Source organism: Pseudomonas sp. G7(2022), from assembly GCF_052660475.1.
The window spans coordinates 644,436-658,279 of sequence record NZ_CP109659.1 but is presented as its reverse complement, the minus strand read 5'-3'; the positions used below and the strand labels follow the sequence as shown (position 1 = coordinate 658,279).

Genomic DNA, 13,844 nt, shown 5'->3' with positions numbered 1-13,844 from the left:
TTTATCTGGAGAATCACATGAACACACAACCCCTGCGCGTCGGCATCGGCGGCCCGGTCGGTTCCGGCAAGACCGCGTTGACCCTGGCCCTGTGCCTGGCGCTGCGCGAGCGCTACAACCTGGCCGTGGTGACCAACGACATCTACACCCGCGAAGACGCCGACTTTCTGGTGCGCAACGAAGCCCTGGCGCCGGAACGCATCATCGGCGTGGAAACCGGTGGCTGCCCGCACACCGCGATCCGCGAAGACGCCTCGATCAACCTCGAAGCGGTGGATCAACTGAACCGGCGTTTTCCGGGGCTGGACCTGATTCTGGTGGAGTCCGGTGGCGACAACCTTTCCGCGACCTTCAGTCCGGAACTGTCCGACCTGACCATCTACGTGATCGACGTTTCGGCCGGCGACAAGCTGCCACGCAAGGGCGGGCCCGGCATTTGCAAATCCGACCTGCTGGTGATCAACAAGATCGACCTCGCGCCGCTGGTCGGCGCCTCGCTGGAGATGATGAACAGCGACACCCAACGCATGCGCAACGGCAAGCCGTTCGTGTTCAGCAACCAGAAAACCGGTCAGGGCCTGGAAGACATCATCGCCTTCATCGAACGCCAGGGCCTGCTGACTGCAGCCTGATTCACTGCTCAACAAGGAAGCTTATCCATGACACTCAAACGTATTCTCGGCGCCGTCGCGCTGCTGCTGACACCGGCCCTGGCCTTCGCCCACCCCGGCCATGGCGACTCGGGTCTGGTGGCCGGCATCAGCCACCCGATCGGCGGCCTCGACCATTTATTGGCGATGGTGGCCGTCGGTCTGTGGGCCGCGCAGCAGCAAGGCGCCGCGCGTTGGGCGCTGCCGTGCACCTTCGTCGGCACCATGCTGATCGGTGGTTTGCTCGGATTTGAAGGGCTGGAGTTGCCGGCGCTGGAAAGCGGGATTGCCGCCTCGGTGCTGGCGCTCGGTCTGGCGGTCGCATTGGCGGTGCGTCCACCGCTGGTGATGGCGGTGGCGGCGACGGCGCTGTTTGCGCTGTTCCACGGTGTGGCTCATGGCCTGGAGTTGCCGGACATGTCGAGCCCTTGGGCCTATGCCGCCGGTTTCGTGGTCGCGACCGCGGCCCTGCATGCGGCGGGTTATGCCGTCGTGCGTTTTCTGCCTCAGGCGGCCGCGCCGCTGGTTCGCTTGGCCGGAGCCGCTTCGGCGGTGACCGGCGCGTGGTTGCTGGCCGGTTGAACTCTATCGCCTGATCAGGCCTCTTCGCGAGCAAGCCCGCTCCCACAGTTGTTCTGTGTTGTTCACAAGTATTGTGTTCGGCGTGACCATTGTGGGAGCAGGCTTGGTCCGGGAGGCGATCCGACGAAAGGGGACTGACAGACACCGCGTCTCTAAGGCCGGTCGCTCTGTTAACATGTCGCGCAATCGCCCCTGCCGTGACGACGTCCGCCCATGCCCCACGCTTCCCGCTCCACCTCCCTGCCTGAACTGACCGCCCTGTTCGGTGCAGTGCAACAGCACTTTCTGAACGTGATCGTGCCCCTCTGGCAAGGACCGGGCTGGAATGCCGACATGGCATTGCCTTACGAGGCGCTGGACGCCGCGCATCAGCCGCTGGCACCGCAGCGCTATCGGGCCATGGCCTGCGCACGGCAGCTGTACCTGTTTTCCAGCCTGATCGGGGTTGTGGATAACGCCGAAGTCCGGGCGGCTGCGTTGTTCCGTTCCCTGCAACGGCACTTCCACGATGCCGAACACGGCGGCTGGTTCTACAGCATCGATCCCCAGGGCAAACCGCTGGATCAGCGCAAGGACCTCTACACCCACGCCTTCATCCTGTTCGCCTGCGCCCACTATTGGGACAAGTCTCGCGAGCCGTTGGTTGAATCGACCCTCAACGCCGCGCTGGAAGTTATCGGTCGGCGCTTCGCAACGGGCGACGGCCTCTACGAAGCCTGCCTGGACCGCGACTGGATCACGCTGGAAACCGGCCCGCTGCAAAACCCGCTGATGCACCTGGCCGAAGCGTTCCTGGCAACGCTGGCCGTGCGCGAAGATCCCCAGACCCAGCAGGCGCTGAGCGAGTTATGCACAGCCATGCACAAGCGCTTCATCGAACCGCAACACGGCGTGTTGATGGAAAAACCGCTGGGGGCTGTGGATAACTGGTTTGAGCCGGGGCATCAGTTCGAATGGTATTTCCTGCTGGAATCCTCACCGCTGCTGCGCGGCTCGAAACTGCACGCGGCACTGGATCGTACGTTTTCCTTCACCGAACAACAGGGCGTCGAGGCCGACACCGGTGCGGTGCTGGCCATGCTTGATCCGCAAGGACACGGGAAGGATTCGACCCAGCGCATCTGGGCCCAGGCCGAATACCTACGCGCCCTGACGTTGCGTCCGGGCAGTGAAAGCGCGGTGTTGCGCCAGTTGCAGGCGCTGCAACAGCGCTTCCTGCATGCCGGCGGCTGGCACGAGTGCCGTGACGATCAGGGCGAGGTCAGCCGCAAGGACATGCCGTCGACCACGCCGTATCACTTGGCGACCTGCTATGCCGGTCTGACTGAATATCTACGCTAACTGACCCTCCGCCATCGCCAGCAGGCTGGCTCCCACAGGATGTGCATTCCAATGTGGGAGCCAGCCTGCTGGCGATTGGTCCTCAGGTAATCCACTTCCTGTCGCCAGTGAAGCTGATGGTCAGCCAGCGCGCCGCGTCCGGCTTGCCCAGCTTCGCGGAAATCTCCTCACGCAGCGCATCCAGCTGGCCGACGTTCTGCAGCCGGTAATCCGCCGGCAACACCACATGAATCTCGATGAACCGCGCCCGCCCGTGCTTCTGCACGTAGGACACGTAATCGTCGAAACCATGCTCGGCCTTGGCCGCGTCCATTACCTGGCGTACCTGATCGTCCAGCGTGTCCGGCGCAATGCCGAGCACATCCTGCAGCGCCGGGCCGAGGATCTTGAAGGCCGGCGGCAGCATGGTCATGGCCAGCACGATAAGGATCAGCGGGTCGACAAATTTCGCCCACTCGCCATAACCCTGGGACTTGAGCAGCAACGCCGCGAGGAAACTGATCAACAGGCCCACGGACAACATCGCGTCCACCAGCCAGCTGATGTTGTCGAACTGGATCAGACTCGATTTGAGCTTGCGATTGCGGTGGCGCACGTAGAAGAAGTAGGCGAACTCGACAACGGTGAACACCGCCGCGTAGATGATCACCAGGCCCAGCTCGATTTCACGACCGCCATTGATAATGCCGAACACGCCATTGAGAAACGCGTAAATGGCGATCAACAACAGGAAACTGCCCTCGATCAGCAACACCATCGGCTCCAAGTGCCAGAAGCCGAACTGGAATCGGTGATTGCTTTGTTTGGCGATCAGCTTCGCGGTGATCAGCATCAGGACTTTGATGAAGGTTGCAATCAGCGAAAAAAAGCCATCGAACAGGATGGACTGGGAACCCGAAACAAAACCGGTGGCGATCCCGGCGATCGACACGGCGAACATCAGGATGGTCGATTGTTTGAGCAGAGACTGCTCACCTCGGTTACTCACTTTGACTCCTCGAAAAACCTTGAAAACCGCGAGATGCGGCGGGTTGTTGAGGAGTGAGTCTACCTTACTGCCAGATTCTGGCCGATTTGCCCTCTTCGCCAGCCCGCTGGCGAAGAGGGCAAAACCGTATCAAGCCTTGTTACGCTCGATGGCGAAACCGGCCCAGGACTGGCTCACCGGCATCAGCTCCAGGCTATTGATATTGATGTGCGCCGGTGCATTCAGCACCCAGAAAATCGTCTCGGCGATGTCCTGCGGCTGAATCGGCTCGGCACCGGCGTAGGTGGCGTCGTAACGCGCCTGATCACCGGCGAAACGCACCAGCGAGAACTCGCTCTCGCACAGACCCGGCTCGATGTTGCTGACGCGAACGCCAGTGCCCTGCAGGTCACAACGCAGGTTCAGCGAGAACTGTTTGACGAACGCTTTGGTCGCGCCGTAAACGTGGCTGCCCGGGTACGGGTAGTTACCGGCGATGGAACCAAGGTTGACGATGCCGGCGCCGCGACCGTGGGCGATCAGACGCGGCAGCAACAGGCGAGTGCTGTACATCAGGCCTTTGACGTTGGTGTCGACCATGGTGTCCCAATCGTCGAGATCGCACTTCGGTGCCGGGTCCACGCCCAGCGCCAGCCCGGCGTTGTTGATCAGGCCGCGCAATTTGGCGAACGACGGCGGCAGGTTGGCAATCGCCTCCTCCATCGCCTTGCGATCACGCACGTCCAGCACCAGGCCATGCACTTCGGTCTGCTTCGACAGCTCGGCGCACAGCGCGTTGAGGCGTTCTTCACGACGACCGGTCAGCACCAGTTTCCAGCCGGCCACGGCAAAACGACGGGCACAGGCTTCACCAAAACCGGACGTCGCGCCGGTGATAAACAGGGTGTTGGACATCGTGTTCTCCTTGCTTCGACCACCCGGGGCAGCCATTGGAATAGAAAATCAGCGGGCAGCATGCCCGGCCCTGCATTCACGAGCAACCACCGGCGGGCGTGGATTTCTGCTCAAAATTTGATCAACCCTCGCAACGCCTTGACGGGCGTGGCCTGTAGCCACATGCACGCACGTTATCCACAGTCCCTTCCACAGTTTCCGGGGGCAAGTGGAAATGCGCAAAGCCGCGCCACACAAGGCTTTGCGCCGCAAAAGCAAAGTTTTTCGCTTGACCCTGATCTGCCGATTATGCCGGGCAAGGCATTTTGCACGACCGGCCGATTACGGCGGTGATTGCGCAGGGCCAGTAATCACGGCCCTTAGCGGAGTCTTTCCAGAGTTTAATCACAGACTTATCCACAGGCTTGCCCACATGCAATCGCCTGTTCTGCCGCGGCTATAAAAAGGTTGACAAACGGGTACCCTGCAACAGTGAAAAGCCCTGATCAAAAAACAACCATGCGCCCGCAAGCCACGGTTTTAAAGGCTCTCAGCCAGCTACTCCCACGTTATTCACAGCCGGTTCCACAGCAAACGGGGACAAGTCAAAACTGTGGAAAAACAGCGATTTGCAGCGTCTATATGTCGCGCTTTGGCAGGTTGGGGATTTTGTTTTCCACAATTTCGGGAATGGCGTGGATCGTCATGAATTGTGGATACAAAAAAGCCCCGAGACTCGCGCCCCGGGGCTCTGTATATCTATGGCAAACCTGAAAACTCAGTGCCCGCCGAGATAGGCGTTACGCACCTCCTCGTTCACCAGCAGCTCCTTGCCGGTGCCCGTCAGGCGAATCTCACCGTTGACCATCACGTATGCCCGGTCGGACAGTTTCAACGCATGGTTGGCGTTCTGCTCGACGAGGAAAATGGTCATGCCGGTTTTCGCCAGTTCCCGCAGGGTGGCGAAGATCTGTTTCACCACGATCGGCGCCAGACCCAAGCTCGGCTCGTCCAGCAGCAACAGCTTGGGCCGGCTCATCAGCGCCCGGGCGATGGCGAGCATCTGCTGCTCGCCGCCGGACATGGTCATGGCACGCTGGGTACGGCGCTCTTCGAGCCGCGGGAACAGCTCGAACATGCGCTGCATGTCTTCCTTGGCGTACTTGTCGCCGATCGGAATGGTGCCCATCAGCAGGTTTTCCTCGACGGTCATGTCGGGGAACACCCGCCGTCCTTCCGGCGACTGCGCGATGCCGTTGGAAGCGATGTAGTGCGATGACTTGTGGGTAATGTCCACGCCCTGATACAGGATCTGCCCGCCCGCCGCCCGTGGCTGGCCGAAGATCGACATCAGCAGAGTGGATTTGCCGGCACCGTTGGAGCCGATCAGGCTGACGGTTTCCCCTTCGTTGATCTGCAGCGAAACGCCTTTGAGGGCCTGGATCGGGCCGTAGAACACGTCCAGATCCTTGAGTTCGAGGATGGGTTGCGTCATACGACTTCCTCTTCGTCGGCGCCCAGGTAGGCAGCGATCACTTTCGGATCGTTACGAATGGCATCCGGACCGCCCTCGGCGATGACGATGCCGTGGTCCAGCACCACAATGTGATCGGAAATGCTCATTACCATGCCCATGTCGTGTTCGATCAGCACCACGGTCAGATCATGCTCGTCGCGCAGCAGCCGGATCATCGCGCTCAGCGCTTCGGTTTCCTGAGGGTTGAGGCCGGCGGCCGGTTCGTCGAGGCAGATGATCTGCGGCCGCGTGCACATGGCCCGGGCGATCTCCAGCCGGCGTTGCTGGCCGTAGGACAGTTCACCGGCCAGACGGTTGGCGCAGTCCACCAGATCCACCACTTCCAGCCAGTAGAACGCGCAGTCCAGCGCATCACTTTCGGCCTTGCGATAGCCCTTGGTGTTGAGGATGCCGGCCAGCATATTGCGGTTGACCCACATGTGCTGGGCCACCAGCAGGTTTTCCAGCACCGACATTTCCTTGAACAGACGAATGTTCTGGAACGTCCGGGCCAGGCCCGCGCGGTTCACCAGGTGGGTGCCGCCGAACATCTTGTAGTACAGACGACTGGCGAAGTTTTTCGGCGAGACGAAGTCGGTCGGTTTGAAGGACTCGCCCAGCAGTTTGATGACGTTGGTCTGCTGACCGCGCACGTTGAGTTCGATCTTGCCGCCGGAGGCCTTGTAGAACCCGGTCAGGCAGTTGAACACCGTGGTCTTGCCGGCCCCGTTGGGGCCGATCAGGGCGAAGATCGAATTGCGTTTGACCTTCAGGCTGACATCGCTCAAGGCCTTGATGCCACCGAAGTGCATCATCAGTTTTTCAACAGAGAGTACGACTTCACTCATGGCGCAGTCCTCTCATAGTGAATGGCACCTTTGCGTGGAGTGACCCCGGTACGGCTGATGCGGATCAGCCCGCGAGGTCGCCAGATCATCATCAACACCATCAGGATCCCGAACAGCAGCACGCGGTATTCGGCAAAGCCGCGCAGCAGTTCCGGGGCAACGGTCAACACGAACGCTGCGATCACCACGCCGATGGTCGAGCCCATGCCGCCGAGCACGACGATCGCGAGGATCAGCGCCGATTCGAAGAAGGTGAACGAGGTCGGGTTGACGAAGCCTTGATAAGTGGCGAAGAACACACCTGCCAGACCCGCGGTGGACGCACCGATGGTGAACGCCGAGAGCTTGACCAGCACGTGATTGAGGCCCATCGAGCGGCAGGCGATCTCGTCTTCACGCAGGGCTTCCCAGGCGCGGCCGACCGGCATCTTCACCAGACGATGCTTGATGTACAGCACGGCCAGCACCACCAGGAACAGCACCGCATAGATGAAGTAATACTTCACGTCCGGGTTGTAGGCGATACCGAAGAACTCGTGAAACGGTACCCCGCCATCCTTCGCCCGCTTGCCGAACTCCAGACCGAAGAACGTCGGCAGCGGGGCCGGCATACCGTTCGGACCGCCGGTCAGGGACAGCCAGTTGTTGAGAATCAGACGGATGATTTCACCGAAACCCAGGGTCACGATCGCCAGGTAGTCGCCGTGCAGGCGCAGCACCGGGAAACCGAGGATGCAACCGGCAAGGCCAGCCGTGATCGCCGCCAGCGGCAGCACCGTCCAGAAACCCAGGCCGAGGTACTGATAACCGAGCGCCAGACCGTAGGCGCCGATGGCGTAGAACGCCACGTAACCCAAGTCGAGCAGGCCGGCCAGACCGACCACGATGTTCAGCCCCAGCCCCAGCAGCACGTAGATCAACCCGAGGATGACCACGCCCAGCAGGTAGGAGTTGGACACGAACGGCACGGCCACGGCCAGTACGATCAGCAGCGGGATGATCCAGCGCAGGCGGGATTTGTGATCGGCGGGCAGCACATGTACGCCGGATCCGGTGCTCTCGAATCCTTCGAGAATGCGCAGGCCCTTGGGGGTTTGCAGGAACAGGCTGAGGGCAAAGCGGCCGGCCATGACGATGGCGATGATCCACGCCACGCGGGTCGGTTCGAGGTTGAAGCTGTAGCCGTCGAGTACCACGCCGACAATCGGCCCGAACACGATCAGGGCGATCAGTCCGGCGAGAATCGCCTCAACCAGGCTTTTTTTGACATCAATGGATTTTGTAGTGGTTGAAGACATCGCTTACACCTTCGACACAAGAGGACGGCCCAGCAGGCCCTGAGGCCGGAAGACCAGAACAAGTACGAGCAGCGAGAAGCTGAACACGTCTTTGTAGTCGGAGTTGACCAGGCCCGAGAACAGCGACTCGGAGATCCCGAGGATGATCCCGCCCAACATGGCGCCAGGCAGCGAGCCGATCCCGCCGAGCACCGCGGCAGTGAACGCCTTGATCCCGATGACGAAGCCTGCGTAGAAGTCGAACGTGCCGTAGTTCATGGTGATCAGCACGCCGGCCAGGGCCGCCATCGCTGCACCGATGATGAACACATAGGAAATCACCCGGTCGGTGTTGATCCCCAGAATCGAAGCCATCTTGCGGTCTTGCTGGGTCGCGCGGCACATGCGGCCGAGCTTGGTGTACTTGATCACGTAGGTCAGCAGGCCCATCCCGACGAACGCCGCGACGAGAATGAAGATCTTGGTGTAGGTCAGCTGGACGAAGCCCGAGCCGACGTCGATGCGCCAGGCGCCGGTGAGCAGCGTCGGAACACCCTGTTGACGGGCGCCCTGGCTGATCTGGGCATAGTTTTGCAGGATCAGGGAGATACCGATGGCGCTGATCAGCGGTGCCAGTCGGGTGGAGTTGCGCAGTGGTTTGTAGGCGATGCGTTCGATGACCCAGCCATACACCCCCGTGACGACGATGGTGAAGACCAGTGTGCCGAGCATCAGCAGCGGGAAGGATTCGATACCGAAGTAAGCCAGCAGAGCCAGACTGATTGCCGCCAGGTAAGCGGAAATCATGTAAACCTCGCCATGGGCGAAGTTGATCATGCCGATGATGCCGTAGACCATTGTGTAGCCGATGGCGATCAGGCCATAGACCGACCCGAGGGTCAGGCCGTTGACCAGTTGCTGCAGGAAAATACCATCCATAACGCAATCTCACGCAGTGAGAACCTGCACGCCCTGGGGCGCGCGGTTCTTCTAGGAAAAATACAGATTTACGTCGGAGCAATGTCAGAGCGCATTCAGCCCGACCACCACAGGATCCTGTGGGAGCGAGCCTGCTCGCGAAAGCGGTTGATCATTCAACAGCGATGTTGCCTGTCAGTCCGTCTTCGCGAGCAGGCTCGCTCCCACATGGAACAGTGGAGGTCAGCCGATCGCGTCAGCCCTTACTTCTGTTTTTCCAGCTGGTGATATTTGCCATCCTTGTCCCACTGGTAGACCACGTAGTCGGAGACCTTCAGGTCGCCTTTGGAGTCCCAGGTCTTCTCGCCCATGACGGTCTTGACCGGGTTTTTCTTCAGCCAGGCAGCGGCCTCCTCGCCCTTGTTCGACTTGGCGCCATTGAAGGCGGCGGCCAGTGCCTGAACCGAAGCGTAGGCGTACAGGGTGTAGCCTTCAGGCTCGGTGCCGGCCTTGCGGAAGGCATCCACGACAGTCTTGCTTTCCGGCAGCAGACGCGGGTCGGCGCCGAAGGTCATCAGCACGCCGTCGACGTATTGCGGGCCGCCAGCGGTGGTCACCAGTTCGTCGGTCACGATGCCGTCGTCAGACATGAACTTCACGTCTTTCAGGCCTTCGGTACGCAGTTGCTTGACCAGTGGACCGGCTTCCGGGTGCAGGCCGCCGAAGTAGACCACGTCGGCACCGGCCGCACGGATCTTGGTGACCACGGCGCTGAAGTCTTTCTCGCCACGGGTCAGGCCTTCGTACAGCACCGGCTTCACGCCGCGTTTTTCCAGCTGAGCCTTGGTCGCATCGGCCAAGCCCTGACCGTAGGTGTCCTTGTCGTGCAGCACGGCCACTTTCTTGCCCTTGAGCACGTCGACGATGTAATCGCCGGCAACGATGCCTTGCTGGTCGTCACGGCCGCACATACGGAACATGGCGCTCAGGCCGCGCTCGGTCACTTGCGGGTTGGTGGAACCCGGAGTGATGGCGATGATCCCGGCTTCGTCGTAGATCTCGGACGCAGGAATGGTGGAGGACGAACAGAAGTGACCGACCACACCGGCGACTTTCTGGTTGGTGAGGTCCTTGGCGACCGTCACCGCCTGTTTCGGTTCGCAGGCGTCATCGCCTTTGACCAGGACGATTTTCTCCCCGTTGACGCCGCCCGCCGCGTTGACCGCATCGGCCGCCGCTTGGGCTCCCTTCATGTACTGCTCGCCAAATGCCGCGTTGGCGCCGGTCATGGGGCCCGCCACACCGATTTTCACATCAGCTTGTGCAAACGCAGAAACACCCAGCGCAGTAGCGACTGCGAGGGCCAGAAAGCCTTTCTTGTAAAACGTCTGGGACATGAGGTGGTGCTCCAAGGTTTTTTTTAGTTGGCACTGCGACTTCACTGGATTGCTCAGAGCAAGGGCCGTGCCATCGGTTTTTTATTCTTCAAAAAGTCGCTGCTTTCTTGTTATTTCGACTGTTTCGTTCCCATTTTCATTGGGCGTGCAACCGTCTAAACCGCGGAAGGTGAAACCATTTGTTTTTTCAGGCGCAACCCGCACGCGCCATCATTGCAACCGCGGCGCCAAACGATGTGCAACCAGCCTGTAACAGCCCGCGTCACCGAACTGCACACTGCTGGTGCGGGACTGCTACAACCCGCACCATTACAGGCTAGTCGCTACATCGAAAAGCGCCGCTTCCGGCAACATATTTCAACACTCAGATAACGATGCGCAGGCACTGGCCCGCGTGATACAGCGAGAACCCGGCCTCGTACAGACAACTGCGCAAGCCCACACCTGTCAGGGGCTGCATCGGTGCGAAAGGAATCGGCAATGCCTGAGGATTTCCGTTACACAGGTAGTCGGCGAAGGCCTTGCCGACCACAGTGCCGGTGGTCACGCCACGGCCGTTGTACCCGGTGACGGCCACCAATCCGGGGGCCGGTTCGAACAAGCGCATCAAGTGATCGGGGGTGAACGCGATGCGCCCGGTCCAGGTGCATTCCCATTCGACGGGCTTGAGGTTGGGAAAATAATGCTGCTGTACCCGGTCGGCCCAGGCCTTGAGAAACCAGGTCGGTTTCTGATTGCCGTTACCGAGGCTGCCCAGTAACAGACGTCCGTCCTTGTCGCGGCGGATGCTGCTCAGCACCTGGCGGGTATCCCACGAGCCCTGCCCGCCGGGGAGGATTTCCTGGGCGGCATCTTCAGTCAGCGGCACCGAAGCGACCTGATAGTAGTAACCGGGGAAGAAATTGCGCTTGAGTTCGGTCCAGTCGCCTTCGGTGTAGGCGTTGGAGGCAATCACCACTTGTTCGGCCAGCACCGAACCCTGCCCGGTCTGCACCGACCATTGCTGGCCCTGACGTTCAAGGCGGGTGACCGGGGAATGATCGAACATTTGCCCGCCGAGACTCGCCACGGATTTCGCCAGCCCGGTGACATACGCCATCGGGTTGAGCGTACCGGCACGCCGGTCGAGCAGCGCGGCGGCAATCTTTTGCGTACCGGTCGCCTGTTCACAGGCCTTGCCGGTCAGCAGTTCGACCGGTGCCCCCCGGCGTTTCCACTGTTCCTCGCGACTGCGCAGATCCGCCTCGCCCTTGGCGTTGTGCGCCATGTGCAGGGTGCCTTCGCGGCGTAACTGGCAATCGATGTTGTATTTATCCACAAGGCTGAACACCAGCGCCGGCGCCGCCCCGAGCATGCGGTTGAGCTGGCTGCCGACGGCCTCGCCGAACCCGGCCTCGATCTCGTCCGGTGGAATCCACATCCCGGCGTTGACCAGCCCGACGTTGCGCCCCGACCCGCCATGCCCGGCGCGATGGGCTTCGAGCACGCAGACGCTTTTGCCCTTTTCCAACAGATGCAGCGCCGCCGACAACCCGGTGAACCCGGCGCCGATCACGCAGACATCAACCTTGACCTCGCCCCTGAGCGCCGCGTTATCCGGTCGTTGCGGCGTGAGTTTTTCCCACAGACATTCTTCGCGTAACGGCATTGCCAGACTCCAACAGAAACCTAACAAACACTGCATACCCTGTGGGAGCGGGCTTGCCCGCGAAAGCGGTATATCAGCCAATATCCATGCTGACTGACCCAGCGCTTTCGTCGGAACGCCGCCCGGAGCAAACCCGCTCCCACATGGGGATCTCCACTTGACCGAAGGGATCAGTCGAACGTAATGCCCTGCGCCAGCGGCAACTCCAGCGAGTAGTTCACGGTATTGGTCTGCCGGCGCATGTACGCGCGCCACGCATCCGAGCCCGACTCACGACCACCACCGGTTTCTTTTTCACCGCCAAACGCCCCGCCGATTTCCGCGCCGCTCGGGCCGATGTTGACGTTGGCGATGCCGCAGTCGCTGCCGACCGCCGACATGAATTTCTCGGCCTCGCGCACATCGGTGGTGAAGATGCACGACGACAGGCCTTGCGGCACGGCGTTGTTCAGGCGCAGCGCCTCTTCGAAGTCGCTGTAGCCAACCACGTACAGGATCGGCGCGAAAGTCTCGCTGCACACCACGTCGCTCTGCTCCGGCATTTCAACGATGGCCGGCGACACGTAGTAGGCATTCGGGAATTGATCTTCCAGTTGACGCTTGCCGCCGAACACCCGGCCGCCCTCACTGAGCGCCTGCTCCAGCGCATCCTGCATGTTTTCGAAGCTGTGTTTGTCGATCAGCGGGCCGATCAGGTTGCCTTCCAGCGGGTGACCGATACGGACCTTGGAGTACGCGGCTTTGAGGCGGGTGACGATTTCTTCTTTCACTGATTCATGGGCGATCAGGCGACGCAACGTGGTGCAACGCTGGCCGGCGGTGCCGACGGCGCTGAACAGAATGGCGCGCACGGCCATGTCCAGATCGGCGCTCGGGCCGAGGATCATCGCGTTGTTGCCGCCCAGCTCGAGAATGCTGCGGGCAAAGCGTGCGGCGACTTTCGGCGCCACTTCGCGCCCCATGCGAGTGCTGCCGGTGGCGCTGATCAGCGCGATACGCGGGTCATCCACCAGCGCTTCGCCGGCATCGCGACCGCCGATGATTACCTGGCTCAGGTGCGCCGGGGCATCGCTGAAATTCTTCAGTACGCGCTCGAACAGCGCCTGGCAGGCCAGCGCGGTCAGCGGAGTCTTTTCCGACGGCTTCCACACCACCGGGTTGCCGCAGACCAGCGCCAGCGTGGTGTTCCACGCCCACACCGCGACCGGGAAGTTGAACGCACTGATCACACCGACCACGCCCAGCGGATGCCAGGTTTCACGCATGTGGTGGCCCGGACGCTCGGAGGCGATGGTCAAGCCGTACAACTGGCGGGACAGGCCGACGGCGAAGTCGCAGATGTCGATCATCTCCTGCACTTCACCGAGGCCTTCCTGCGTGATCTTGCCCGCTTCCCACGACACCAGTTCGCCGAGGTCGGCCTTGTATTCACGCAACACTTCACCGAACTGACGCACCAGCTCACCACGACGCGGCGCCGGCACCTTGCGCCATTGTTCGAACGCATGATCTGCGCGACTGATGTGCTGCTCCACTTCGGCCGGGCCTTCCCAGTTCACGGCGCCGATGCGGCTGCCGTCGATGGGCGAATGCACCGGCACTTTGCCGTTCTGGTACAGGGCCGGGTTCACACCAAGACGATCAAGCAATGCGGCAACCATGGGTCACTCCTCAAGCAAAAAACTGAATGTGTGCGGGCGCGTTTTCACGACCGGGCAGGCCTTTAGTTGTAGCGTCAGGAAGGCTGTGCAACAAACGACCTTTACGCGAGATATCATTCCGTTTATTCATGCTGCGCAGAAAGAC

12 protein-coding genes are annotated in these 13,844 nt (G+C 61.1%); 3 read left to right on the top strand and 9 right to left on the bottom strand.

Annotation, left to right across the window (positions count from 1 at the left end; translation table 11 throughout):
* Window positions 1-17: 17 nt before the first annotated feature.
* The 3 genes from ureG (at window position 18) to NE357_RS02830 (ending at window position 2,573) form a co-directional block, all read left to right on the top strand.
* Entirely contained in the window at window positions 18-632 is a 615-nt protein-coding gene (ureG, locus tag NE357_RS02840) for an urease accessory protein UreG (RefSeq protein ID WP_007950645.1), read from the top strand.
* 27 nt (window positions 633-659) lie between these two features.
* Entirely contained in the window at window positions 660-1,232 is a 573-nt protein-coding gene (locus tag NE357_RS02835) for a HupE/UreJ family protein (protein ID WP_064379124.1), read from the top strand.
* Window positions 1,233-1,445: 213 nt separating this feature from the next.
* Complete coding sequence (locus NE357_RS02830; RefSeq protein WP_169428638.1) at window positions 1,446-2,573, top strand: AGE family epimerase/isomerase; 1,128 nt, start codon at window positions 1,446-1,448, stop codon at window positions 2,571-2,573.
* 82 nt (window positions 2,574-2,655) lie between these two features.
* Here NE357_RS02830 and NE357_RS02825 read toward each other — a convergent pair whose 3' ends face one another.
* The 9 genes from NE357_RS02825 to amaB all read right to left on the bottom strand — a co-directional run bounded on the left by NE357_RS02825 (window position 2,656) and on the right by amaB (window position 13,699).
* Window positions 2,656-3,561 (bottom strand): cation diffusion facilitator family transporter, encoded by a 906-nt coding sequence (locus NE357_RS02825; RefSeq protein ID WP_169428637.1) that lies wholly within the window; start codon window positions 3,559-3,561, stop codon window positions 2,656-2,658.
* A 129-nt stretch (window positions 3,562-3,690) separates the two neighbouring features.
* Entirely contained in the window at window positions 3,691-4,455 is a 765-nt protein-coding gene (locus NE357_RS02820; RefSeq protein WP_169428636.1) for an SDR family oxidoreductase, read from the bottom strand.
* A gap of 757 nt (window positions 4,456-5,212) precedes the next feature.
* Entirely contained in the window at window positions 5,213-5,929 is a 717-nt protein-coding gene (locus tag NE357_RS02815; RefSeq protein ID WP_007950655.1) for an ABC transporter ATP-binding protein, read from the bottom strand.
* A complete protein-coding gene (locus tag NE357_RS02810; protein ID WP_169428635.1) occupies window positions 5,926-6,798 on the bottom strand; it encodes an ATP-binding cassette domain-containing protein in 873 nt (290 codons plus the stop codon). Before NE357_RS02810 ends, NE357_RS02815 begins: the two co-directional genes overlap by 4 nt.
* Complete coding sequence (livM, locus tag NE357_RS02805; protein ID WP_169428634.1) at window positions 6,795-8,096, bottom strand: high-affinity branched-chain amino acid ABC transporter permease LivM; 1,302 nt, start codon at window positions 8,094-8,096, stop codon at window positions 6,795-6,797. The genes NE357_RS02810 and livM overlap by 4 nt, the downstream gene beginning before the upstream one ends.
* A gap of 3 nt (window positions 8,097-8,099) precedes the next feature.
* Window positions 8,100-9,014, bottom strand: a complete 915-nt coding sequence (locus NE357_RS02800; protein ID WP_007950661.1) for an ABC transporter permease subunit — start codon at window positions 9,012-9,014, stop codon at window positions 8,100-8,102.
* A gap of 242 nt (window positions 9,015-9,256) precedes the next feature.
* Entirely contained in the window at window positions 9,257-10,390 is a 1,134-nt protein-coding gene (locus NE357_RS02795; RefSeq protein WP_169428633.1) for an ABC transporter substrate-binding protein, read from the bottom strand.
* 364 nt (window positions 10,391-10,754) lie between these two features.
* The gene (gene amaA, locus NE357_RS02790; RefSeq protein ID WP_169428632.1) at window positions 10,755-12,038 is read right to left on the bottom strand and encodes an L-pipecolate oxidase; all 1,284 of its coding nucleotides are present in this window, start codon (window positions 12,036-12,038) and stop codon (window positions 10,755-10,757) included.
* Window positions 12,039-12,208: 170 nt separating this feature from the next.
* Window positions 12,209-13,699 (bottom strand): L-piperidine-6-carboxylate dehydrogenase, encoded by a 1,491-nt coding sequence (gene amaB / locus NE357_RS02785; RefSeq protein ID WP_169428631.1) that lies wholly within the window; start codon window positions 13,697-13,699, stop codon window positions 12,209-12,211.
* Window positions 13,700-13,844 lie beyond the last annotated feature (145 nt).

Bases quoted from the DNA above. Each gene is read 5' to 3' on its own strand.
- NE357_RS02795 (WP_169428633.1), bottom strand. From the start codon at position 10,390: ATGTCCCAGACGTTTTACAAGAAAGGCTTTCTGGCCCTCGCAGTCGCT.
- livM (WP_169428634.1), bottom strand. From the start codon at position 8,096: ATGTCTTCAACCACTACAAAATCCATTGATGTCAAAAAAAGCCTGGTT.
- NE357_RS02800 (WP_007950661.1), bottom strand. From the start codon at position 9,014: ATGGATGGTATTTTCCTGCAGCAACTGGTCAACGGCCTGACCCTCGGG.
- NE357_RS02830 (WP_169428638.1), top strand. From the start codon at position 1,446: ATGCCCCACGCTTCCCGCTCCACCTCCCTGCCTGAACTGACCGCCCTG.
- amaA (WP_169428632.1), bottom strand. From the start codon at position 12,038: ATGCCGTTACGCGAAGAATGTCTGTGGGAAAAACTCACGCCGCAACGA.
- ureG (WP_007950645.1), top strand. From the start codon at position 18: ATGAACACACAACCCCTGCGCGTCGGCATCGGCGGCCCGGTCGGTTCC.
- NE357_RS02815 (WP_007950655.1), bottom strand. From the start codon at position 5,929: ATGACGCAACCCATCCTCGAACTCAAGGATCTGGACGTGTTCTACGGC.
- NE357_RS02810 (WP_169428635.1), bottom strand. From the start codon at position 6,798: ATGAGTGAAGTCGTACTCTCTGTTGAAAAACTGATGATGCACTTCGGT.
- NE357_RS02835 (WP_064379124.1), top strand. From the start codon at position 660: ATGACACTCAAACGTATTCTCGGCGCCGTCGCGCTGCTGCTGACACCG.
- amaB (WP_169428631.1), bottom strand. From the start codon at position 13,699: ATGGTTGCCGCATTGCTTGATCGTCTTGGTGTGAACCCGGCCCTGTAC.
- NE357_RS02820 (WP_169428636.1), bottom strand. From the start codon at position 4,455: ATGTCCAACACCCTGTTTATCACCGGCGCGACGTCCGGTTTTGGTGAA.